The sequence below is a fragment of the Bacillus sp. FSL M8-0266 genome, from assembly GCF_038613425.1.
Lineage (GTDB): Bacteria > Bacillota > Bacilli > Bacillales > Bacillaceae > Bacillus > Bacillus pumilus.
Map to the genome: position 1 here is coordinate 2,024,093 of NZ_CP152015.1, position 22,735 is coordinate 2,046,827.

Here is a 22,735-nt window from a genome sequence, read left to right on the forward strand (position 1 = left end):
TGAAAAGATAAGCCATTTGACCTTACATTGCATAATCTTTAAAGAGGAACTTGATAAGGAAAGAAGGGATTTTATGAGTGATTATGTAGAAATGCTTGCCTATTTTGGCGTATCTAGTGCCCATCCTGGTGGAATTGAGTTAACAAAAACGATGCTTGAGCATATAAAATTGATGCCTGATGCGCGCATACTGGATGCGGGATGCGGGACAGGACAAACGGCGGCATATTTAGGCAATATCGGTTATCAGGTAGAGGCGATTGATACACACCCTTTGATGATTGAAAAGGCCAATTTGCGATTTGAGCGAGAAGAACTGCCGATCCGCGCATTGCAAGCATCGATTGAACAGCTGCCATTTCCAGATGAAGCGTTCACTCTTCTGATCAGTGAATCTGTTTTGAGCTTCACCAACCTTCCTGTTGCACTTGCTGAGATCAAACGCGTGCTTTCCCCTGGAAGTCAAATGATTGCAAATGAAGCGGTATTAAAAGCTCCCCTTACACAGAAGGAGCTTGCCGCCGTTCGAGATTTTTATGGGTTTCACGCACTCTTTTCACTTGAAGAATGGAAGGAGCAGCTAAAAGCAGCAGGATTTCATGACGTTCGCATTCTCTCATTTGATGAACACATGGTACAAGAGGAGCCGACGGAAATGGAATTATCTGAATATATCCCGCCTTCTCTTTACGAAACGATGCAAACACACTACGATCTGATTCAAGCGCACCGAAAGCAGCTAAGCCACATTCTATTTGAATGTACCGTATAAAATGAGCGAATCTCCTATATGTTTTGTCCAAACTCTATGAGGTCTCTCGCATAGGATAAGAGTGAATAGAGTTTGTCATAAGGAGGAAAAATATGGAGCGCTATCAAAAGCTTTGTCAGCAGCATATGGGGAAAGTCGCTAGAATCACAGATCGTAATGGCAGAGTACATGTCGGACGCATTGAGCGGGTGACAAACCGCAAAGTGTATATTCGTCCAGTCGGCGGTTCTCGCGGCGGCTTTGGCTTTGGTTATTACGGAGGGTATTACGGCTGGGGTGCCGCTTATGGCATCGGGCTTGGTTTCATTACAGGTTTCGCATTAGCAGGATTGTTCTTTTTTTAAAAGAAGAATAAAGAAGGCCCCCCGAATAGCTGGGAGGCCTTTTACTTTGATTAAATTTTCTTCACTTTGTTCATGTACTCTTCAAATGTTAAATCGTGATCATGCATCGCTTTTGCTGCTTCTTTTCCAACATAGCGCAGATGCCACGGTTCATATTCATATTTTGTAATGTCTTCTTTTCCTTTTGGATAACGAATGATAAAACCATATTTATAGGCGTTTTTAGCCACCCATTTGCCATCAGGTGTTTCACCAAACTTTTCAGAGATGTCAAAACCGGCACTTTTTGAGGAAATGTCCATCGCAAGGCCTGTTTGGTGCTCACTTTCGCCTGGTAAAGCTACTGCTTCTTGCGCTTTGTCTTTGCCTTTTAACTTGACTTCACTATCAAAAATGACCTTTTGACGGTCATAGGAGCGATAGCCAGATACGGCAGCCAGCTCGAAGTTTTTCTTTTTCGCATCTTTGAATAATGTCTCAAGTGCTTCCGCTGCTTCTTTACGAATATATCGTTTTTCAATATCCTCTGAAAAAGAGAATTCTACTTTTGGTACAACGAGGTCAGAAGGTTTATAGGTTCCTGGTAATGCGTATTCTTTGTTGACAAGTGCTAGCACGTTTGCAGGATTTTGAATGGTTTTCAGCCCGCTTACCACTTTGATGTCATTGAAATATTCACTCTTTAATGTCAGCTCTTGATCCGATGAATCTGCTGTATTGTTTGAGTTTTGCTGGGTAGATGAATTTGCTGCGCTCTTTTGTTCGTTTGTTTTGTTCGATTCAGATGTACCGCTTTTTTGATCCAGCAACTGGCAGCCCGATAGTGCGGCTGTCAAACCAAGAATCGATGCGATTGAGAGTATTTTATAGCTTTTCTTCATGACATACCTTCCTTTTGCTCTTCTAAAAAAATAAAGATGCGCTACATCGTAGCACACCCTTTATACTATTATAAAACGGAGTCTAGCGCAATTAAGATCATTTCGTCAAATGTCGTTTGACGCTCTTCAGCCGTTGTTTCTTCTCCTGTGAGAACATGATCACTCACTGTCAGAATGGATAACGCTTTTCGATCAAATTTTGCTGCAAGCGAATATAGAGCGGTTGTTTCCATTTCAATTGCTAGAATTCCGTATTGAGCCATGAGCTCAAGTGGTTTTTCATTGTAAAATTGGTCTGCTGTAAATACATTACCGACACGTACAGCGACATTTTTTGCTTCTGCTGTGTCGTATGCTTTCTTAAGCAGTCCAAAATCAGCGCAAGGTGCGTAATCAATCGGTCCAAACGCCACACGATTCATTTGTGAATCTGTTGAAGATGTCTGAGCTAAAATAACATCACGTACGTTGACATCCCTTTTGATAGCCCCGCAAGATCCGACGCGGATTAAGTTTTGAACATCATAGCTTTGAATGAGTTCATTCACATAAATCGAAATAGAAGGTACGCCCATTCCGGTCCCTTGTACAGAAACACGCTTTCCTTTGTAGGTCCCAGTATAACCATACATTCCGCGCACTTCGTTATAGCATTCGACATCTTCTAAATATGTATCTGCAATATATTTCGCACGAAGCGGATCGCCTGGCAGCAATACCGTTTCTGCAATTTGTCCTTTTTCTGCTCCAATATGTACACTCATTTTTTTAGCCTCCACTTACGTTTACTATGTGATTTGTCCTATTTAGTATAAACGATTGAGCCCAAAAAAGAAAATACCAGCTGAAGCTCAAGCTGGCATCGAAATTCTCTATTTAACTCATCGTCAACAGTCGCTCACTGCGTTTCCATCCTGCCGGAAAAAGCTGATAATAGCACTTTCCTTTTTTCTTATCATCAATCACAACAATATCGCCTGTTGTCATAAACCGTGCATTGTAATCACTAGGGACTGTATCATGTACATTAAATGTCGAGAATGCTTTTTCCAGAACATCCAGGTGTGTTCTGCCGCCAATCTTTGTCCGGTACACAGGCTGATGCCCGCTTGCAGCGCCATATTCAGGTGTCTGATAAATGGTTAAGTGAAATGCTGAAGGTTTCTTTTGAAAAAATCTCAACGTCAATTGCATTCAAATCCCTCCCCTTTTATATAAAATTGGCTGGGATCTGTCAATTTCCTTCTTCTATTTTTGTCGAATGACAGACAATTTTTCGTCAATCTTTTTACAAATGAGAAATAAAGCAAGTCCTATCGCAAAACCGCCTGCAACATCTGTCAAAAAATGAACGCCGATATACATTCTGCTGATCCCAATCATAAGAACACAGATCCCTGTGATCAAGTAGACGATTTTTTGTCTTTCTTTCAGCCATGGAATCAGTTCAACGAATAGATAAGCTATAAATGGATAGATTGTGGCTGCATTCATCGAATGTCCGCTCGGAAAGCTGTAATACGTTTCATTGACAAGATGATCAAAGGTCGGGCGTTCTCTAGCAAACAGCCCCTTTAGTTCATGATTGATGGTTTTTTCTGTGAGAAATAATAGAAAAAGCATCATGATAGAGTAATAGCGCTTATACATGAATAGGACGACACTAAAAATGAGCATGATGGGCACGAGAAGCGCACTAATGCCAAAGTCCGTCAAAGTCAGCATGACATCATTTAAAAAAGGGAGTCTGATGCTCTCAAACCATAAGATGATCTGGTTGTCCAATGCTTGACCAGCTCCAGATACCATGAGCGCAGCTATGGCGCCAAATAAAATCAAAAGAAATAGGATATACACGTGAAAGATTCTCCTCCCTCTCTCTTCAGAATCTCTTCAAAGTATAGTGCCTACCACGCCTCTTCTTCAACTATCATTGTTTTTTTCAGCATATATTCAAACGTAATGTCAGCCAGCTCAAACGTTTCCAGCTCAGCAGGTATGTACCCTCTTTTGACCAGCTCCATGTAGAAGAATTCCGCAATTTCCTCTGTATCGATCACCAAATCTGCTTCTTTCATGACATTCCGCCTCCTTTTTTATGATGTATGAACGACGCCTGTTTTTTATTACAGTTTGTCATAATGGCTCATTCCATACATATAAATGCAATAAACAAAAAGAAAAGGGGTTTGAGGCAATGAAATGGTTCAGCATATTAGATGGAGAAACGTTTGATCAGGTGATGGGCCGTATCTTGAGGGGATGGTTTTATGTGATTGTTTTTTTCTGTGTGCCTTATTTTTTATTCGTGTTAGGGCAAGTCTTTCTTTAACCAAAATGCTCGTGTAAACTTTCCAATATAAAATCCATCATGTCCTTGTATTCTGGATCTTCGAAAAATTCGTAGAGAATTTTATAGTCATTATAAATATCAAGAAGCTCATCCACTATAGATACAGCGAGAAATTCTAGTGATGCTTCGCTTTCTTGTTTCTCTTCTAATTGTAATAGAGCCGTTTGCACCATATCTTCTTCCATTTCTTTTGAGGTTTCACCGACGTAATGCACAAAAAGAAGCTGATGCACGAACTGGTCCATTTCATATTTCCTCAGGACAAGCGTTAAGTCTTCCTCTTCTGTTTCCAGCCACTCTCCGTCCTTTAGCCTTGTGAGTTCGTAAATGACATCTTCCCAGCCGTCATCAAGGTATCGCCATATTTCAGTCCGATGGCCAATAATTTTAAATAGCTCTTTTCCGTAATCTTTTACATATACAACATCGCCAATGAGGAACTCATATTCAATGTCCAGCTTTTCTGTATCCACAATCACCCCGTCGTACTCATCGTAAAGCTGAAGTGATGTTTCAAAATAAAGCACCTCATTATGATTGACCTCATACAAATAGTGCTGGTCAATTTGATGGACTTTTGTAATCGTTCCGACTGTGCCGTACATGACAACGACGACAATATCCCCTACTTGATATTTTGGTGCTTTCGCCTTCATTCTGTCTCCCCCTTGCCCGACTTTTGGTCTTAACGTATCGTATGCCGGCGCAAGGAATTCTGCATGGGCAACCACACCATGCAAAACGCCATTTTATTTCTCATCAAAAAACCGCTTCTCCCATCTGGAAAAAGCGGTTGTGTGTTATTTTTTTTTGACTTCTACATCATATTGCTCAAACGCTTCGTCAAATGTTGTCATTGAGCTTAAATAATCGCCGTTTAATTCTAAATAGGCACACAGCTCATGATAATCAGTGGACGCTTTCGGGAAGCTGTGATCCTCATAAGCAGCATTTGCAAAATGGCTGATTTCATCTTTCGGTTTTGGATGTCTGTACTTCATTAAATAATGGTAAAACGACTTCACCTGTTTTTCCCTCCGCGACACTCTATTTTGTTGTTATATTATACAGCAATTTGATGACTTGTATAGGCGGAGGTACAACTTATGATGAAAAGTCAAAGTAATTTCGCTTTAATAACCGCTCCATGCTCATTAATTCTTCGTATGAAATTTTTTCTGGAAGTTTTGTCTGATCCACTAAAATTAATTGATCCTCTATCTCTTTGACCGTCTCATCCTTTTGATATGTCATACCGCAGTGCGTGCAGGAAATGGACGGTGTTTCGATGATTTCAATGGATTGTGTGCCAGTGATCAGTTCCCAATAGACGGTTGTCTGCTCTGCGTTTGCTTTGTTTTCCTCACACCAATCACATGTCAGCAAGGTTATTTCTCCTCCTTTACAGTTTGATCTTTTTTGAGCTGCGCTTGATATTTTTTCTCTTTTAATTCATCTCGTTTTTCACGTTTGTTTTTGAGTGTGTCATGCTCAGGATTTGTCTCATATGCTTCTCTTCGTTTCATCCGGCTTAAATTCTCTGGCGTAAACGATTTCGCTTCATCCTCAAAAAGTGCGGTAATACCAATTGCGGGATCTTGTTTCTCTTCATAAATTTCATTAAAATACGCATCTGCCTGACCTGCGACGTAATGCTCTGGTTCAGGGTAAGAGGTGATGACACCTTCAAAGTTACGAAGGACGACTTTGTCAGGGCTTTGCGATAATAAATAATTGGGCTGCAGGGCGATCTTTCCTCCGCCTCCTGGTGCATCCACAACAAAGCTTGGCACGGCATAGCCGCTCGTATGCCCTCTTAAGCCTTCAATGATTTCAAGACCTTTTGATACTGGTGTTCTAAAATGGCCAATTCCCTCAGATAAATCACACTGATAAATATAATAAGGTCTGACCCGTATCATCACGAGATCGTGCATCAGCTTCTTCATAATCGGCACACTGTCGTTAATACCTGCGAGGATGACGGCCTGATTACCAACAGGAACGCCGGCATTTACAAGTCGTTCGCACGCTTCTTTTGCTTCTTTTGTAATTTCAATGCTTGTATTGAAATGGGTATTCAGCCAAACCGGATGATATTTTTTCAAAATCTCGCACAGCTCATCTGTAATGCGCTGCGGAAAGACAACCGGCGCGCGGGTTCCTATCCGAATGATCTCAACGTGCGGAATGTCTCGTAAGTTTTTCAAAATGTATTCAAGCACTTGATCATTGATTAAGAGCCCATCTCCGCCGGAAATTAACACATCCCGCACCTCAGGTGTTTCTCTAATATATCCAATGGCAGCATCTAACTGCTTTTTTGGCACGCCCATACCGATCTGGCCGGAAAAACGTCTTCTCGTACAATAGCGACAGTACATGGAGCACTGATTTGTTACAAGAAAGAGCACACGATCTGGGTACCGATGCGTTAACCCCGGGACAGGTGAGTCTTCATCTTCATGCAGCGGGTCTTCCAGGTCATATTTTGTTTTATGAAGCTCCTCAGCAATTGGCACAGATTGCATACGTACTGGACATCTTGGATCGTCTGGATTCATCAATGAGGCATAGTAGGGTGTAATGTTGAGTGGAATGGTTTTGGTGGAAATCTTCACCCCTTCTCTTTCCTCTTCTGTTAAGTTTACGACTTTCTCTAAATCTTCAAGCGTTTTCACGGTATGCGTCAGCTGCCAAATCCAGTCGTTCCATTTTTCCTCAGGTACATCTTTCCAAAGCTCAATGTCCTTCCAATGACGCGCCGGTTCATATAGTTTTTGATTCATATCCATTCCCCCTATCAGCATTCACCTTATACTATGCAAGTTATGTGCCAACATGGGAAAATGCCCCTATTCTTTATAAAAGGAGCTTTACCCGTGGTATTCAATGGATGGTGATGCCTATATTTCGGCATCTGCATATTTCTTCAGTTTATATTGCAGTGTTTGTCGAGGGATTTTTAAAGCGGCGGCGGTTTTTTTAATATTGCCATGATGCTTGTTTAAAGCTTCTTGAATAAGTGTTTGTTCAAATGAAGAAACCTGACTTTTTAAGGAGGCATCGAGTGTTTCTTCCTCAAGATTCTGCGTACGTAAATGAGCAGGAAGGTATGAAGGTGTGATGTCTTCTGCTTCCTTTGGCATCATCAATACGGCATGCTCAATGGTATGTTTTAATTCTCGAACGTTTCCTGGCCAGTGGTGAGCCATAAACAATTGCTTTGTTTCTTCAGAAAGGCGTTTGACGTTTTTTGAAAACTGCTGATGATAGGTTTGAATGAAATGGCGGGAAAGCAGCGGGATGTCTTGCTTTCTCTCACGAAGTGGCGGGATATGAAAAGATGACACATGCAGTCTATAAAATAAGTCTTCTCTTAATATTTGCTTTTTCACCGCTTCAAATGGGTCCATATTGAGTGCCGTAATGAGTCTTACATCTACTTGAATCGCTTTTGCATCCCCAATGCGGCGCACCACGCCATCTTCTAACACACGTAATAATTTCGTCTGCAACGTGATCGGCATCGCTTGCAGCTCATCAAGAAAAAGCGTGCCTCCATCAGCCAATTCAAAGAGCCCCTTGCGATCAATTGCGCCTGTATAGCTCCCTTTGACAGATCCGAATAATAGGCTCTCAAGTAGCGATTCTGGGAGTGCTGCACAGTTTTGCGGAATGAACACTTTGTTTTTCCGGTCAGATTCATGAACGATGGCTTGAACGAGCACTTCTTTCCCTGTCCCTGTTTCCCCGTAGACAACAACTGATGACGGATAAGCAGCAGCTTTTTTTGCCTTTTCAAGCATTTCTTTTAAGAGTGGATCATTTGTTAAAAATGAAGAAAAATCATGCATTTGTTCAGCCCCAGCCGCATCGTGTATTCGTTTTTTTTGATCTAAACGATTTGAAAGGGCTGACAGCTTCGATACATCTTTTGCGACTTCGACCGCACCTATTAACTGGCTGTCTTCAATAATAGGCAATGTCGTGTTGACGGTCTCAATTCTTTCGCCGTTTTTATTCAAATAGGTTTGCAGCGAATGATAAATGGGCTTCCCTGTTCTCAAAACATGCATGAGTGTACTTGTTTTTTCTGTTAAAGAGGGATACACATCAAGGATGTACTTGCCAATCACCTCTTCTTTTTGTAAACAGTCAAACTTAGCGGCATTATGATTGTAAAAGATCGTCATTCCTTGATCATCTACAACATGGATTGCTTCATCAATGGCTTCTAAAATTAATTCAAACCAGTCCGCTCTTTCGACAACCTTCCCCATTCTTTCCCCCTCACTTTCAGTGCCGAAAAACCGGCATCTATTGCCGGATTTTCAGCGGCTTGATCATCTTCATCACACGTTCTCCTGTCCTTTCATGTTTCGCTTTTTCCTTGTAACTTCCTGCTTTTTTTGTCAATAGCGTCAAAAAAGCACCCCTCTTATGAGGAGTGCTTTCGCCCTGATGTTTGATAAAGAGACATATCGAATTCTTGCAGCGATTCCATATACAGCGGCACGATCGACTTTCCTTCCTCGAATAACGTAAATTGGGAAGGGTATAAATTAATTGGCTGATGATAAAAAGCAAATCGCTTTACAACCCCAGGGTCAATACGGCAAAAAGTATGATGCATCAGTAAATAGACATCTTGTTTCCATTTAAAGAGCCGCCTGTTTGGCGGATTAAATACTGGTGACACTTGAATCATGCCGCCCTCTTCATACATCTGAAGCCGTTCATTTGAAATCGTATAGATATCCTTAGGATGAAACTGAAAATATTGCACGTCACGCTTTGAAGCAAACCGCCTTTTTTTCTGACCTTCAATATAATAAAACGTTTTCCCATGATCTGCCGTGACAACTGTATAATTAGGTACTACCAGCATGTCTTTCATCTCATATTTCATTGCACATAACGACGGAACCCGTATGGCGCGCCTGTTTTTTTCGTTCACCCAGCACCTTTCAATTTCATGAAGATTCCCGCCTGCGATTTGGTAGTAACCCCCTTCCTTTTCAATCACCGTTCCGTCAATGAGATCATACGGCATACTCGAAAACAAATGATGAAAGGAATGAGGCGTTTTATACGTTGTATCAAGTACATCTCTTAATGGAAAAAAAGCAGCAAAATCATTCAGCCTCATCCAAAAAACAGAATCTGCATGATGCCAGTATTTAGGCTCATCAGCCCAATATTGTTCGTATTTTTCATGAATGAGCGGAAGCAAACGCCTTCTGTGCATGACCGAACAATGGTCCACTTGAAAGGACGCATGCTCCAATATTTGGTCTGCTTCACGCACAAAACTCATCGTCTCTACTAATTGCTTATTAACATGCACGACCCGCTGCGAGGAATACACGATATCGATATGAGGCTTCGACTGAAAAACATCCACCATTTTCTGCAAACGATCTTGATGATACACAGTATCATCTGTTAAATAACAAATGAGCTCACCTGTTATACGGGTTAGCGCTTCATTAATAAGCGTCGCATACCGTACGGTTAACAGCCGTTTTGCAGGATGAACCGTGCGTGAATACAGATGAATGCGCTCATCGTCTAAATAGGGCTGGATCTTTTGGATGGTGCCTTGTTCTGAGCCATCATCCATAATCAGAAGCTCCCAATTTGAATACGTTTGTTCCACCATACTCTTTAGCACACGATCAATGAAATCAGGTTTATTGTAGCTTGTTAAAATCACCGATACTTTCATGATCATTATCCTTTTTAGTTAGATTAAAAAGCCCCCCAGCTGACGATGTTCACGTAAGGTACATTCACTCTCAGCTGATTTGTCGCGTTTTTAAAGACCGCTACTGTATCAAAGAGCTGCACAACAACTACGTTTTGAAGGACATCTCCATTGACTAAATGAACGCGTGGCACTGGAATGCCAAGTTCAAGCCACGGACGAAGTAATTCTTTAATATCTGACACACTCTCTTCCTCACTTTCTTCTAAAAGACGAAGAAGAAGTAAAATCAAGATGACTTCAAGTACTCCTTCTGTTTCTAGTAATTCTTCGTTCCAACCATTTAATAATTGATCAAATTCCATTCATAATCCCTCTCTCTTCGCATTTAATCTTTACTAGAGTATGAGATTCACTTCATTTAGCCTCAGCATTTGAAAACATTTTTAAAAATGTGTGAAGTGATTAAATGATAAAAAGAACAAGGAATCAGCGCTCTGCTTATACCAAAAAAAATGAACGGCATATACATAGGGGTGAGTTTGAATTGATGAAGAAAGGATGGGAAAAAAATGAGCGACAAGCGTGCCGAATTAAAAAAAGAACTATTGAAAGTGTTTTTCAAACCGCTTACTCGTACATTAACAGTTAATCTTGAAGAAGGAGGAGTACAAATGGAAGAAAAATTAAATGATTTATTAAGTGAAGTGGCAGCCGAGGCATCACCTTCAGATTCTGCTACAACACTCGATGTATCTCAGCCAGCAAGATGGATTTTTGCAAGACTTGCACCAGGAACCGTCATTAGCATTGTCACTGACTCAGGAGATTTAATCGGGCCAGTTCAATTCGTAGCATTCAATGCTTTAACGGGTGTTGTATTTGTTACACAAGAAAGCTCAGTTACACCAACAGGCTCTGCAACGACTTTATTAGATGTAGATAAAGTTGAAAGTGTTACGTTCACATCTTAATGTGAGAGGGTCATCATGAAGTTTCTTTATATCAGCTCTGGCTACGGCGGAATCTATCACATGTTTGATCAATGGGTAGAAGAGAGCTTCATTGATTCCCCCTTTTCATGTGTAAAGATCGACCGAGAAACTCTACCCGCTCACATGCACAAAATCCGGACATTTTCTCCGGATTTTGTTTTGATGATGATCGGTGATCATGTTCCGAGCGAAGTGCTTCATCAATTCAAACAAGAAAAGATCCCGATCGTTTTGTGGATGACAGAAGATCCCTTTTATACAGATGTGTCAGCTGCTTGCACGCGTGATGCGCGGCTCATATTAACAATTGATGAAGGAGCTTTGCCATTTTACAAGCAATTGGGCATAGTTGACGCCTACTACTTTCCCATTCCGGCAAATACACGTATTTTTCAAAGAAACGAATCGTCTGAAAAGATGTGCATCTACGACATTGCACTCATTGGCTACCCTTATCCCAACCGTATGAAAGCCATTGATACACTCTTACAACAGAAAAAATGGCGGATTCTCGTTGCAGGTAAGGAATGGCATCGTCATTTAAATAAGTCACGAAGGCATGATCGAGATCTCACATTAATGACCAATTGGCTAAGCCCTCAGCAAATGGCAGACATCTATCTGCAATCAGCGATTGTTCTTAATCCGCACAGACCGGCTCAATTTGCCTATAACAAAAACAAAGCCATGATTCAAAATGTAAGTCTGAACAACAGAGCGTTTGATATCGCTGCAGCGGGAAGCTTTCAATTGACGGATCTACAACCGCCTCAAGCTTTTTCAAGCTTTGCTTTTTATAAAAATGAGGACGATTTGCTGGAACAGGTTGAATATTATGGATCAAATGCTGAGAAAAGAAAAGCAATCGCACGAAACAATTACGAACAAGTCGTTTCCTGGAATACATTTGAGTCATTTCCACACAGACTTTATGAAATCGTAAAAAGCGCCCTATGACTGGGCGCTTTTCTCGTTGAAATTCATCTTATACATAACCCTCCGCATCTCGGCGAGCCAATAAGACTTTCTCCGCTTTCTCAAGGTCTTCCTCCTGTTTCACCACGAGTGATTTTTCGGGATCCATGATATACGCTCCAACAGATCCTTCTAAAAAGGAATGAATGCATTCTTTTGCATATGGAACATGAAAAGCATACACTGCTCCATTTAAACGACCATACGTATATGGCTGCTCATGCTTTGGCATGAAAAAGTAATGATTGTCCTTATATAAAGTGGCTTCATTATTCTCATGCAGTGTCCATGTTTCATTTGGGTTTTCTAGCGCCTCTGTAAAAGATGCCATGCAATCATAGCTCCCTTCTACTAGAAGCTGCAAGCATTTCTCAATATCTTCCGGCTCTCTTAAAGGAGACGATGGATGCAAATATAGAACAATATCAAAGGTCTTCCCCTCACGCTCTAAATAAGCAAGCGCGTGTTTCACCGCTATGAGTGACGGTGTTTGTTCTGTTACATGACTGTCTGGCAGTTCAATCACACGAGCCCCGTAGTGAGAAGAAATGATTTGTGTATTGACATCCTCTGTAGAGACGATGATTTCGTCTAACTCAATCATTTGCAGTAACGGCTGAATGGTCCAATAGATGAGCGGCCGCTCCGCCAATACGCGAATGTGTTCATCATGCTGATCGCGCCTGCTTCTAAAAGCTGGTATCAAGGCTAAAATACGATTTCCCCTATACATGTATTCCCTTCTCCCCTCGCGCACAGCTCTCTTCATTATCTTCCGAGCTGATCGCAGTACTGAAGTGTTCAGGTCTCTCATTTTTCTACTTATTCTCTTATCTCTCCATATTCTATTAAAACGTCAAGCAGATGGTTATAATGTGTTCACCTAATTTAGATAGAAAGTGGTTCTTTTCCTCAAACGGATACCACTCTTTCACATATGATGCAAAGTAGAGAAATGAGAGTTGGGGGATTAGATATGTCCAAAAAAATAGAAACGAGTTTGAAGGCTTTTTTTCGTGACAAAACGATATTAGTCACAGGTGGTACAGGTTCGATCGGCCGTCAAATTGTAAAAAAATTAACATCATGCTCTCCAAAGAAGATTATCGTCTTTAGCAAAGATGACAGCAAACAATACATGATGAAAAATGAGTATGGGGATCACCCAGAAGTTGCCTTCGCTTTAGGCGATGTACGAGATGCAAGCCGAGTGAGACAGCTCGTCAAAGGCGTTGATATCATCTTCCATGCAGCCGCCTTAAAACAAGTACCCACTTGTGAAGACAATCCGTTTGAAGCCGTACAAACAAATATTATCGGCGGGCAGCACATCATTGAAGCCGCAATTGAACATGAAGTCAGTCATGTTGTCAACATCTCCACTGACAAAGCAGTTTCTCCGACAAATGCCATGGGTGCAACAAAATTGATTTCAGAAAAACTATTTTTCCAAGCAAACGAAAGTATTGCGAACCAAAAAACAATGTTTTGCTCTGTGCGTTTTGGCAATGTGCTTGGCTCAAGAGGTTCCGTCATTCCCATCATGCTTCAGCAGTTGTTAAATGAAAAACCTTTGACCGTAACTGATCCTCATATGACACGTTTTTTTATGTCCATCGAAGAGGCTGTCTCCCTCACACTTCAAGCAGCCATCATGATGAAAGGCGGCGAAACGTTCATTCTCAAGATGGAGTCATTACAGCTTGCTGATCTCTTAAAAGCGTTTCATGAATATGCTACTCAAATCAATGTCACATCTCCGGAAGTTCTCGTTGTCGGGAAAAGACCTGGAGAAAAGCTTCACGAAGAGCTTACATTTCCGCACGAAGCAGATGCACTATTTGAGCATGAACAATTTTATGCCATTTTACCACGACCAAAACTGCACGCTGACTTTCAAAAAGTCGACTTAACTAATTACACATCCAATGAAGCGCCTCTCATTACAAAAGAAAAGCTATTCCGCATCATTGAACAATTACATCACACGCATCATAAAAAATAAAAAATCGTCACACGGAAGCAGATGCTTTCCATGTGACGATTTTTCAATAGATCAATTAAATAGATGTTTCAAATCCCCATAGCCTTCTTTTTCAAGATCATCTTTTGGGATAAACTTCAAAGCGGCTGAGTTAATACAATACCGAAGACCATTTGGTCCTGGTCCATCAGGAAAGACATGCCCTAGATGAGAATCTGCTGTCTTGCTGCGCACCTCTGTCCGCACCATCCCATGGCTCTTATCCACCTTCTCCGCTACTTCCTCATCTTCAAGCGGCTTTGTAAAACTCGGCCAGCCGCAATGGGCATCAAACTTATCTAAAGAAGAAAAAAGCGGCTTGCCTGAAATGATATCTACATAAATGCCTTCTTCTTTATGATCCCAGAATTCATTTTGAAATGGCGGCTCAGTGCCATTATTTTGTGTGACTTCGTACTGCATTCGGTTTAATTCTTTTAGTCGTTTTTCTTTATCGTTTGTCATGATTTATCACTCCAATGGGACTCAATAAAACCCGCTCTGCCAGAACCGACATGATATCGTTCGTAGTGCATTTTGTTCTTTTTATAATAATGCTGATGATATTCCTCTGCGGGATAAAAAGGAGCAGCATCTAAAATTTCTGTCACAATTGGCTTTTGGAAAGTGCCGCTTTCGTTCAGCTTCTCTTTCGATGCCTCTGCAAGCTTTCTCTGCTCGTCATGATGAACATAAATACCTGTGCGGTAGGACTCTCCTCTATCACCAAATTGCCCGCCATCATCTGTTGGGTCTATTTGCTGCCAATACAGTTCTAATAGCTTTTCATACGGGAAAACGTCTGGATCAAACGTGATTTGAACCGCTTCTCTATGTCCCGTTGTATTTGTACATACTTCTTCATAGGTCGGATTCACTGTATGTCCGCCAGTATACCCTGATTCAACTTTGATAATGCCTGGCTGTTCATCAAAAGGTTTAACCATACACCAGAAGCAGCCTCCTGCAAATGTGGCTAATTCTTGTTTTTCAGACATATTAGTGCCCCCTTCATTTAAAAAATGGTATCATCATATTATAACATGATGAAAAATAATGAAAATGATACGACTTGTATACCTAAAATATAAGAAAGCATTTTGTCGTATTTTACAATATAATGGGGGTTTGATGATTGGAACAAAGAAAAAAAATGATGTATGAAATGGATACTTTACTGAGAACCGTATTTAAGCAGATCCGTTATGAGATTAACAGCCTGCTCGAAAACGAATTATCTCGGAATGAATTTCTTATTTTAAATCTGCTTCGTGAGCAAGGTGCAAAAAAAGTAACGGAATTTGCGTCCATTCTAGGGGTGTCAGCAAGCCATATCACAGCTGTGACCGACACACTCGTAGAAAAGGGCTGGATCACCCGTATCCGTTCTAAAGAGGATCGCCGCATCATTAAAATCCACTTAACCGATAAGGGTAAGGAAATTACTGAGCATTTTGAGAAAAAGAAAACAGAATACTTTATGGAGCGATTTGAGTCATTCGACGACGAGGAACTAAAAACAATGATTAAATTATTTAAAAAGCTGGATAAAAGTCAAAAGGATTAAGCATAGAATTTAGCGCATTGGACATGCTACGGATAAAAAGAGGTGGAATGAACCATGACAAGCCCTTATCTTTGTCCAAACTGTAAAACGAACAGAACGCGCTTTAATCTGATTGAGCAGCTTTCAGAACCTGTGAAGCTGGACCCTGCGACCGGAGAAGTTGTCGAAAGATACGATGGAGAGCAGCTTTCTCCTTTTCACATGAGCTATCAAGGTCCTCAAATAAAGGTCCAGTGCGGTGTTTGTGGTCTCATTGAGGATGAAAAAACGTTCATTAAGCTAGCTGAATATCATCAATATTCTTCTCCTTCTTAACATGCGGGCCTGACGGAAAACGTCAGGCTTTTTTCTATGCTTCTTTTGCCTATACAGATCGTCTTTTTCATGCATACGCTACAAAAAACACCATCGCATAAGAAAGTAGGGATTGATACATGCAGCAGCTCTTTTATCATAACCATCCATACCGTCCACTCGCTGCGGGCTTCGAGCACCCTCAAAGCAGCCCTTCATCCAAAGCCTTTGTTCGGCTCTTTCACGCTGCCCCAGATCTTAGTGAGCTCGCTGTTTATGTGAACCGGAATGAGGTTTTGAAAAAAATGCCTTACAGCCAGTTAACAGCTTATATGGAGTGGGATGAGGGGATGTATGAGATAGAAGTGTTCAAGCTAGCTACAAAACAAAGAGTTCTTCATTCTCGTATGATGATTAAACGTGACGAGATTTATACCCTATGTATCACAGGTGCGCATGCAGGTTTTGCGCTGCTGACAGAGCGGCAAGACCCTCTAATTCAACATGAGGATCTGTCAGCCCTTACATTTGTCCACCTTTCTCCAGACCTTCCTTCCATTGATATATATGAACGTGATCAAGGGGTGTTAGCTAAGGAGCTTCACTATGTAAACAGCACTCACATTCATCATTTCTCCCCGAATAAATATCATTTTGAATTGAAAGCCGCCGGCACTCAAAGTATACTGCTTGATATCCCAAAAGTTCATCTGCAAGTCAATCGCGCATACCTCATTCTGCTTCATGGATTTGCTAATGGAGAGCCAGAGCTCATGGCGAAGGTGGTCTTGTCTCAGCAAATATAAAAAGAGCCTTTTCCATAAAGGAAAGGCTCTTTACGAGACATCTTCAGCTTTTTCTTGCTTTTGAAAATCAAAAGCAAGAATCATGATACCTAGAAATAATGCACAATAGGCAATATTTAAGTAAAACTGATCGATATTTTCTGCTCTTAAATCAGTGGCAGCTGTCATGCCAAAATACGCAGCAAATAAAAACGACAGTAAACTAAAATATTGATAGACTCGCTTCATGATTTCACTCCTGACTCACTTTCTATTGCTTTGGATGATAATATGAGAACTCAATTTCATCGTTCTGTAGATCAATTTTGTTTGCTTTTACATACATATCATTCGTCAGCGGCATTTCTGAAAGGCGCACTTCAACCGTTTTTTGATCCGGTTTCACATGAACGAATTCTGGCAGTTCATAGAACTGACCCATGTAGCTTAGAACAAAACTAATCGGAATGCTCAATTGTCCAATTGAAAGGCCATCCACTTTCAAAAGCACATCACCATTATCTTCGACAGTTGGCGTAAATGAGACGTTTGCATCAATCGTCGAAGAGAAAGCTTTAATGGCGCCTGTTACTTTCACATCTTGATCGATCGCCACATGAAAGTCTGGCATATCACTAGACCCTTGATTTTTCAAGTAATCATTGATAAAGCTAGTGAGTGATTCCTTTGAGCTAGATATATTAAAAGAATACTCGCTTTTCAATTCTTTAGTTGAAGCGGATTGACCGCCTGGCAGCAACATCAAAATACCGCAGGCAAGTACAATCAATAGATTGATTGCAAGTAAAATAAAAAATAAGCTTTTCCACTTTTTCATACGTTCACCCTATTCCTTCGGCAGTCCTTCTTTTTTCACTTTGGAGAATAAACGATTTGCCATAAGAGAGTACCCCTTTTGGTTTGGGTGGAAATCATCATCTGCCAGTAATTTTTCATCAGAATCTTCTTCAAATAAATCGGCCACATTGATCATATCAGCGTTGCCGTCTTTTTTCAGTTCTTTTTTGGCGACGGCATTCCAGTCTTTGACGACTTCATCAATATCTCTTAGCTCAGTGAGACTGAATTTAAAAGGATTATACATGCTTACATACATGATCTTCGCATGGTCATTATGTTCTCTCAGTTGAGCAAGAATGGTTTTAAAGCGCTCCTCAAAAGGCCCCTGCTCTTTTTGAAAAGGAGCAAACGTCAAATTGAGCACATTTTGACGAACGACATGCATTAAGTCATTGCCGCCGATCGTAAAGAAAATATAGTCAGCATCTTTCAGGCCGTCTTGCACCTTTTTTTCTTTTAATCTTTTTAATAAATCTACCGTTCTACTGCCTTTAATGGCATAGTTTTTTAATGTGACAGATTGCACGCCGTCCACCGCTTCTAACTTGTCACGAGTCATGCCTGCATATCCTTTTTTTTGTTGATCTCCGATTCCTTCTGTTAAAGAATCTCCAACCGCTGCGATGGTAATATGTTCTTTTACGTCTTGTGTGTCTTCTAGTTTATCCTTTATGCCAGCCTCTTGCGCGGAACATGCAGAAAGAACAAAAGCTAGAGACATCACAATCAAAATCAAACGAGCCTTCAAACGATGATGTCCCTCCTTTTTCTGATTAAAAAAGTGTATCATGTTTTTGCTCATTTGAACATCTTTATGCTAGCTTCGGATCAGCGTTTTGATGTCCTTGATGATGTCATCATATGGTGTGTTTTGTACACCATCATAATTTTTCATCACTTTCCCTTCTTGATCAACTAGGAAAAACAATGACTGATGGATCACTTGGTCTTCATCTTCAGGTTTCTTCACAATGGTTTTAAAGCTTTTCATTGCGAATTTTTCGATCGCAGACTGTGAATAGCCAGTGAGGAAATCCCAATTTTTAAAGGATAAAGGATATGCTTTTGCAAATTCTTTTAGCTTTTTCGGTGAATCTACCTCCGGGTCCACGCTAAAGGAAATGATATGCGCATCCAATTTTTCTTCTTTTAACCGTTTTTGCAGCTCTGTCATATGCGCAGTCATCGGCGGACAGATCGTTTCACAGCTTGTGAAAATAAAATCTGCCACCCATACTTTCCCCTTCAAATCATCCAATGACACCTTTTGTCCATCCTGATTTTCATATTCAAACGGCTGTATTTGATAATTTAACGCATCTTTGATTTGTCCATTTGAACATGAGACTAAAAGAAGCACGCTTATGATAATAAGCGCACCAAGTGAGGCTCCCCTTTTTTTAAGCATGGTACGTCCATCCCCTTTTTCAAGTCAATCGGTATAAAAAGTAAAGCCTATTGCGCCTTTTCCAGTGTGACACGAAATAATCGGTGTTGTGTAGGCGATGTCAACAGGTGCTTCAGGTGTATGATCAAGCAGCGCTGATTTAAGCTTTTCAGCGAGTTCTAATGCATCTGCATGCGCTATCCCAATGGCTTGAACTGTTTTTCCTTTCACCGCCTGTACATACTGTTTGGTTAAATAGCGGACAAGAGCAGAATAGCTTCGCACATTCGCTTCTGGCGTGTATACCCCGTCTGTTAAGCTGGCAATTGGTTTGATGTGTAGAAGTGAGCCGATCAGCGCCTTCCCTCTTCCAATTCTTCCACCTTTCACGAGATTTTCTAATGTATCAATTGTGACAAATAGCTTTGTTCCAAGTCGGATTTTATCCATTTCTTTGATGATGTCTTCACGGCTTGCACCATTTTGTGCAAGTTCAGCTGCTTTGGTGACTTGAAACCCTAATCCATATGAAATAAAGTTTGAATCAATCACCGTGATGTTTCCGTCTACCATTTTCGAAGCGCTTTCAGCAGTTTGAACCGTACCACTCATCCCACCCGTTAAATGGATACTAATGACTTCGCTTCCATCTGCCGTCAGCCTTTCATATAATTCGACGAATTGACCGATCGCAGGTTGAGACGTTTTCGGCAATTCCTCAGCAGCCTCCATTTTTTCAATAAATTCATCTGGCTGTATATTTACTCGGTCAATATAATCAACCCCAGAAATGGAGATATTGAGCGGAATCACGTGAATGGAAAGATCATTGATTTTTTCTTGCGGAAGGTCCACAGTTGAATCTGTTACAATTTTAATTTGTTTCACTATCGTCTCATCCTTGCTGTCTTAGTCTTTACTTATGATATTACCTTATTTCGTGCTTACTTGAAAACAACTGTCATGACGTTTTGGAAATTGTCACATTTTCTTCTTTTCATGAAAAAAATCCTTGCCAAGCTGAGCAGCAGCCATTTTAAAACAGCCGCTCACTCCCTTTGACAAAGATTCCTTTTTACGCATTGTGTTTCAGTGTAGGCTCCTGATAGATCTGCTCATATGTGCTCCACTTGACGTTACGTTTCACATCCTCTCTGAAAGAGTACACAGCTCTCTTTCCTTTAGATACATAGACTTTTTTCAAGAAAGCTTCAAGTCTAAAGGTGAGCATGAAACGATACGGCTCATCTCCCTTTAGTACAGGAACTTCTGTTACCTTGATCTGAGCTCCATCCATCCGTCTAAAACATATTGTTTTGAGCAGCACAAACGATCAATCCTCTTTTCCAATGTTCTGTTACGCCTAAATAAATAGGTGGAATAAATCTTGATCTTTATTCACTTCAACATAATGGAATCCTTTTTTATTCATCCGTTCAATGAGCGCCGCATAGTCATCTCTTTCTTTCAATTCGATGCCAACAAGCGCGGGTCCTTTGCTTCGGTTATTCTTTTTCGTATATTCAAAGCGGGAGATATCATCATTTGGCCCTAATACTTCATCTAAAAATTCTCGAAGCGCACCTGCTCTTTGCGGAAAATTGACAATGAAATAATGTTGAAGCCCTTCATAGATCATCGACCGTTCTTTGATTTCCTGCATTCTGCCAATATCATTATTTCCTCCACTGACAATACAGACAACATTTTTCCCTTTAATCTCCTCGCGATGGGCATCCAGCGCAGCGATCGGAAGTGCGCCTGCCGGCTCTGCTACAATCGCACATTGATTATAAAGCTCTAAAATGGTTGTACATACTTTTCCTTCAGGTACAAGACTAATTTTATCGACAACAGACTGTAGCGATGTAAACGTCTTTTCGCCAATCCGCTGAACCGCTGCTCCGTCTACAAACTTATCAATGGAATCAAGTGTCACAACCTTGCCCTTTTCATGGGAAGCATGGAGTGAAGCTGCGCCAAGCGGTTCGACGGCAATGATTTCGGTTTCTGGGGCGATATTTTTGATATATGTACCAACTCCAGATAACAGACCTCCACCTCCAACACTTGCAAATAAAAAGTGAGGCTCCACTTCGATATCATTTAATATTTCTACAGCAGTCGTTCCTTGTCCTGCCATCACATCCAAATCATCAAACGGATGGATAAACTCGCGCTTCTCTTCATCTCCGCATTTAACTGCTTCATGATATGAATCATCAAACGTATCTCCGGTTAAGATAATTTCAACATATTCTTTGCCGAAAAGCTCCACTTGAGATACTTTTTGTCTTGGTGTCGTAGCAGGCATAAAGATTTTCCCGTGGATGCCTAGATATTTACAAGAATAGGCAACACCTTGTGCGTGATTTCCTGCACTTGCGCAGACAATGCCGTTTTCTAGTTTATTTTTTGGAAGCTGACTCATTTTATTAAAAGCGCCTCTTAATTTAAAGGAACGAACTACTTGCAGATCCTCTCTTTTTAAGTAGACATTACATTCATATCGTTCAGAAAGTCGCTCATTTTTTTGAAGAGGTGTATGAATGACAACATCCTTCAAATTTTGATGGGCCTTTAAAATATCTTTCACTTGAATTAGCGTGTTTTCTTTGAGCAACGGTTTCATGTACAAGATCCTTTCTCTTTAACCTTATTTAATTTGTCATTATAACATGAATATTCAAAAAATAAACCGATAGATCATGGATCAAGTATAAATTTCATAAACTTTTTCGTTTTTCTGTACATTTGGTTTTATTGGGTGTTACAATTGAACCAATAAGAACCATAAAGAAAGGAACCACCCGATGACCACACATTCGTTTACGTCTATATATGGAGAACATCAAGAAATGAAGCGTGCCATTCACCTGGCAAAGCAATTCACAAAGCACGAGCAGCCGGTCTTGATCACAGGAGACATTGGCACAGGCAAAACACGATTTGCCCATGAAATTGCTCATGCATCGGCTCCAAACGCTTCACTGAAACATCTATATTGCCCCATTTTAGATGAAGATACCTTGCAGAAAGCCTTCACGGAAAAGACCCGTCAAATCCTTTATTTAGACGAAATCGCCGCATTAAGTATTCCTATGCAGCATCAGGTCATTCGTTTTCTGGAAATCTCTCCTGCAACAAAAATCATTACCACTTCGTCTTTATCAATAGAGGCATTGAGGGTTTCATCTACCTTTTTACCTGAGCTGTTTTATCGCTTAAATGTTTTCCATTTGCCTTTACCTTCATTAGCAGATCGAAAAACTGACATTCCTGTGTTAACAACTGCTTTCTTTCAGGAGCTGAGCATGGCGCCTGATATTGATCCAAGTGTTTGGGAAACCTTGCAGGAGTATCCGTTTGAAGGAAACGTACAGGAACTCAAAAATATCGTTCATTATGCTGCAGTCATTCTCGAGGGGCAAACGGTATTTTTACACCACCTGCCGCCTTTTGTGTTAACCCCTCTTTCGCCGGAGGTAAAAGGAAAAAAGGAAGATCATCAGCTCACACTAATGGAAAAACAAGAGTTTGTTTTCCTGCTAGAAGCCATTAAATCTCTCAATGAGAAAGGTGAAGCAGCCAGCAGACGCATCTTATCTGAATTAAGCAAACAAGGCGACATTCCGCTGACCCCTCAGCAGGTGAGGAGCCGATTAGATGATCTTGAGAAAAAAGCATACGTGACGAAAGGAAAAGGCAGGGCCGGCACGAAGATTACACTTGAAGGTCTTTCATTCCTGAAGTCACTTGATGGTTATATACCGGTTCAATAAAAGGAG

At 40.8% G+C, this 22,735-nt stretch carries 31 protein-coding genes; 9 read left to right on the forward strand and 22 right to left on the reverse strand.

Translation table 11 applies throughout. From position 1 onward, the window contains the following. The first annotated feature begins 73 nt into the window (after positions 1-73). Positions 74-772 carry a class I SAM-dependent methyltransferase gene (locus tag MKY83_RS10110; RefSeq protein WP_044141198.1) on the forward strand — a complete coding sequence of 233 codons (699 nt, stop codon included), beginning with the start codon at positions 74-76 and terminating at the stop codon, positions 770-772. A gap of 92 nt (positions 773-864) precedes the next feature. After that, entirely contained in the window at positions 865-1,116 is a 252-nt protein-coding gene (locus MKY83_RS10115; RefSeq protein WP_003216113.1) for a hypothetical protein, read from the forward strand. A 50-nt stretch (positions 1,117-1,166) separates the two neighbouring features. Here the strand turns inward: MKY83_RS10115 and MKY83_RS10120 are convergent, their stop codons facing one another. The 12 genes from MKY83_RS10120 to cgeC form a co-directional block, all read right to left on the reverse strand. After that, entirely contained in the window at positions 1,167-1,997 is an 831-nt protein-coding gene (locus tag MKY83_RS10120; RefSeq protein ID WP_044141197.1) for a M15 family metallopeptidase, read from the reverse strand. 68 nt (positions 1,998-2,065) lie between these two features. After that, entirely contained in the window at positions 2,066-2,761 is a 696-nt protein-coding gene (gene deoD, locus MKY83_RS10125; protein WP_012010274.1) for a purine-nucleoside phosphorylase, read from the reverse strand. A 112-nt stretch (positions 2,762-2,873) separates the two neighbouring features. Beyond that, positions 2,874-3,191: a YodL domain-containing protein gene (locus MKY83_RS10130; protein ID WP_044141196.1), complete on the reverse strand. Its 318-nt coding sequence runs from the start codon at positions 3,189-3,191 to the stop codon at positions 2,874-2,876. A 54-nt stretch (positions 3,192-3,245) separates the two neighbouring features. Beyond that, positions 3,246-3,854 carry a phosphatase PAP2 family protein gene (locus MKY83_RS10135; RefSeq protein ID WP_044141195.1) on the reverse strand — a complete coding sequence of 203 codons (609 nt, stop codon included), beginning with the start codon at positions 3,852-3,854 and terminating at the stop codon, positions 3,246-3,248. A 50-nt stretch (positions 3,855-3,904) separates the two neighbouring features. Next, positions 3,905-4,075 carry a YozD family protein gene (locus MKY83_RS10140; protein ID WP_003216084.1) on the reverse strand — a complete coding sequence of 57 codons (171 nt, stop codon included), beginning with the start codon at positions 4,073-4,075 and terminating at the stop codon, positions 3,905-3,907. Between the two features lie 250 nt (positions 4,076-4,325). Next, positions 4,326-5,006, reverse strand: coding sequence for a hypothetical protein (locus MKY83_RS10145; protein WP_012010279.1), 681 nt, complete (start codon positions 5,004-5,006; stop codon positions 4,326-4,328). 144 nt (positions 5,007-5,150) lie between these two features. Further along, positions 5,151-5,375, reverse strand: coding sequence for a YozE family protein (locus MKY83_RS10150; protein WP_044141194.1), 225 nt, complete (start codon positions 5,373-5,375; stop codon positions 5,151-5,153). A 79-nt stretch (positions 5,376-5,454) separates the two neighbouring features. After that, positions 5,455-5,736, reverse strand: coding sequence for a YokU family protein (locus tag MKY83_RS10155; protein WP_012010281.1), 282 nt, complete (start codon positions 5,734-5,736; stop codon positions 5,455-5,457). Positions 5,737-5,738: 2 nt separating this feature from the next. Then, positions 5,739-7,139: a lysine 2,3-aminomutase gene (gene ablA, locus MKY83_RS10160; RefSeq protein WP_003215473.1), complete on the reverse strand. Its 1,401-nt coding sequence runs from the start codon at positions 7,137-7,139 to the stop codon at positions 5,739-5,741. A gap of 117 nt (positions 7,140-7,256) precedes the next feature. Beyond that, on the reverse strand, positions 7,257-8,633 hold the full coding sequence (locus MKY83_RS10165; protein WP_065098201.1) for a sigma 54-interacting transcriptional regulator: 1,377 nt from the start codon (positions 8,631-8,633) through the stop codon (positions 7,257-7,259). A gap of 158 nt (positions 8,634-8,791) precedes the next feature. Next, positions 8,792-10,087 carry a glycosyltransferase family A protein gene (locus tag MKY83_RS10170; RefSeq protein WP_044141191.1) on the reverse strand — a complete coding sequence of 432 codons (1,296 nt, stop codon included), beginning with the start codon at positions 10,085-10,087 and terminating at the stop codon, positions 8,792-8,794. Positions 10,088-10,104: 17 nt separating this feature from the next. After that, the gene (cgeC, locus tag MKY83_RS10175) at positions 10,105-10,425 is read right to left on the reverse strand and encodes a spore maturation protein CgeC (RefSeq protein ID WP_065098202.1); all 321 of its coding nucleotides are present in this window, start codon (positions 10,423-10,425) and stop codon (positions 10,105-10,107) included. Positions 10,426-10,632: 207 nt separating this feature from the next. Between cgeC and MKY83_RS10180 the strand changes: the two genes are divergently transcribed. Together MKY83_RS10180 and MKY83_RS10185 are read left to right on the forward strand one after the other, a co-directional pair. Beyond that, positions 10,633-11,034 (forward strand): hypothetical protein, encoded by a 402-nt coding sequence (locus tag MKY83_RS10180; protein ID WP_065098203.1) that lies wholly within the window; start codon positions 10,633-10,635, stop codon positions 11,032-11,034. Between the two features lie 15 nt (positions 11,035-11,049). Further along, complete coding sequence (locus tag MKY83_RS10185) at positions 11,050-12,012, forward strand: DUF3880 domain-containing protein (protein WP_065098204.1); 963 nt, start codon at positions 11,050-11,052, stop codon at positions 12,010-12,012. A 28-nt stretch (positions 12,013-12,040) separates the two neighbouring features. Here MKY83_RS10185 and MKY83_RS10190 read toward each other — a convergent pair whose 3' ends face one another. After that, positions 12,041-12,763 (reverse strand): acylneuraminate cytidylyltransferase, encoded by a 723-nt coding sequence (locus MKY83_RS10190; protein WP_065098205.1) that lies wholly within the window; start codon positions 12,761-12,763, stop codon positions 12,041-12,043. A 243-nt stretch (positions 12,764-13,006) separates the two neighbouring features. Here MKY83_RS10190 and MKY83_RS10195 point away from each other — a divergent pair, with 243 nt between their 5' ends. Further along, positions 13,007-14,035 carry an SDR family NAD(P)-dependent oxidoreductase gene (locus MKY83_RS10195; protein WP_113768491.1) on the forward strand — a complete coding sequence of 343 codons (1,029 nt, stop codon included), beginning with the start codon at positions 13,007-13,009 and terminating at the stop codon, positions 14,033-14,035. Positions 14,036-14,086: 51 nt separating this feature from the next. On the opposite strand, the gene msrB is transcribed toward MKY83_RS10195, so the two are convergent. Together msrB and msrA are read right to left on the reverse strand one after the other, a co-directional pair. Beyond that, positions 14,087-14,518 carry a peptide-methionine (R)-S-oxide reductase MsrB gene (msrB, locus tag MKY83_RS10200; RefSeq protein ID WP_065098207.1) on the reverse strand — a complete coding sequence of 144 codons (432 nt, stop codon included), beginning with the start codon at positions 14,516-14,518 and terminating at the stop codon, positions 14,087-14,089. After that, positions 14,515-15,051 carry a peptide-methionine (S)-S-oxide reductase MsrA gene (gene msrA / locus MKY83_RS10205; RefSeq protein WP_044141185.1) on the reverse strand — a complete coding sequence of 179 codons (537 nt, stop codon included), beginning with the start codon at positions 15,049-15,051 and terminating at the stop codon, positions 14,515-14,517. The genes msrB and msrA overlap by 4 nt, the downstream gene beginning before the upstream one ends. Before the next feature lie 137 nt (positions 15,052-15,188). Between msrA and MKY83_RS10210 the strand changes: the two genes are divergently transcribed. The 3 genes from MKY83_RS10210 to MKY83_RS10220 all read left to right on the forward strand — a co-directional run bounded on the left by MKY83_RS10210 (position 15,189) and on the right by MKY83_RS10220 (position 16,720). Next, the gene (locus MKY83_RS10210; protein ID WP_012010292.1) at positions 15,189-15,620 is read left to right on the forward strand and encodes a MarR family transcriptional regulator; all 432 of its coding nucleotides are present in this window, start codon (positions 15,189-15,191) and stop codon (positions 15,618-15,620) included. A 54-nt stretch (positions 15,621-15,674) separates the two neighbouring features. Continuing rightward, on the forward strand, positions 15,675-15,935 hold the full coding sequence (locus tag MKY83_RS10215; RefSeq protein ID WP_044141184.1) for a hypothetical protein: 261 nt from the start codon (positions 15,675-15,677) through the stop codon (positions 15,933-15,935). Between the two features lie 119 nt (positions 15,936-16,054). After that, positions 16,055-16,720, forward strand: coding sequence for a DUF4397 domain-containing protein (locus tag MKY83_RS10220; protein ID WP_342487345.1), 666 nt, complete (start codon positions 16,055-16,057; stop codon positions 16,718-16,720). A 30-nt stretch (positions 16,721-16,750) separates the two neighbouring features. Here MKY83_RS10220 and ypmT read toward each other — a convergent pair whose 3' ends face one another. From ypmT to ilvA, 7 genes are all read right to left on the reverse strand, one after another. Beyond that, positions 16,751-16,948 carry a protein YpmT gene (gene ypmT, locus MKY83_RS10225; protein ID WP_044141182.1) on the reverse strand — a complete coding sequence of 66 codons (198 nt, stop codon included), beginning with the start codon at positions 16,946-16,948 and terminating at the stop codon, positions 16,751-16,753. Between the two features lie 22 nt (positions 16,949-16,970). Next, positions 16,971-17,537 carry a YpmS family protein gene (locus MKY83_RS10230; RefSeq protein ID WP_065098209.1) on the reverse strand — a complete coding sequence of 189 codons (567 nt, stop codon included), beginning with the start codon at positions 17,535-17,537 and terminating at the stop codon, positions 16,971-16,973. A 9-nt stretch (positions 17,538-17,546) separates the two neighbouring features. Next, positions 17,547-18,308 (reverse strand): SGNH/GDSL hydrolase family protein, encoded by a 762-nt coding sequence (locus MKY83_RS10235; protein ID WP_065098210.1) that lies wholly within the window; start codon positions 18,306-18,308, stop codon positions 17,547-17,549. Positions 18,309-18,377: 69 nt separating this feature from the next. Further along, entirely contained in the window at positions 18,378-18,968 is a 591-nt protein-coding gene (locus MKY83_RS10240; protein ID WP_340911255.1) for an SCO family protein, read from the reverse strand. A 24-nt stretch (positions 18,969-18,992) separates the two neighbouring features. Next, entirely contained in the window at positions 18,993-19,835 is an 843-nt protein-coding gene (locus MKY83_RS10245) for a DegV family protein (protein WP_003215944.1), read from the reverse strand. A gap of 187 nt (positions 19,836-20,022) precedes the next feature. Continuing rightward, a complete protein-coding gene (locus MKY83_RS10250) occupies positions 20,023-20,274 on the reverse strand; it encodes a YpmP family protein (RefSeq protein ID WP_003215729.1) in 252 nt (83 codons plus the stop codon). 36 nt (positions 20,275-20,310) lie between these two features. Beyond that, positions 20,311-21,579, reverse strand: coding sequence for a threonine ammonia-lyase IlvA (ilvA, locus tag MKY83_RS10255; protein WP_065098427.1), 1,269 nt, complete (start codon positions 21,577-21,579; stop codon positions 20,311-20,313). Positions 21,580-21,760: 181 nt separating this feature from the next. Here ilvA and MKY83_RS10260 point away from each other — a divergent pair, with 181 nt between their 5' ends. Further along, positions 21,761-22,729 carry a sigma 54-interacting transcriptional regulator gene (locus MKY83_RS10260; protein ID WP_265208217.1) on the forward strand — a complete coding sequence of 323 codons (969 nt, stop codon included), beginning with the start codon at positions 21,761-21,763 and terminating at the stop codon, positions 22,727-22,729. Positions 22,730-22,735: the final 6 nt, after the last annotated feature.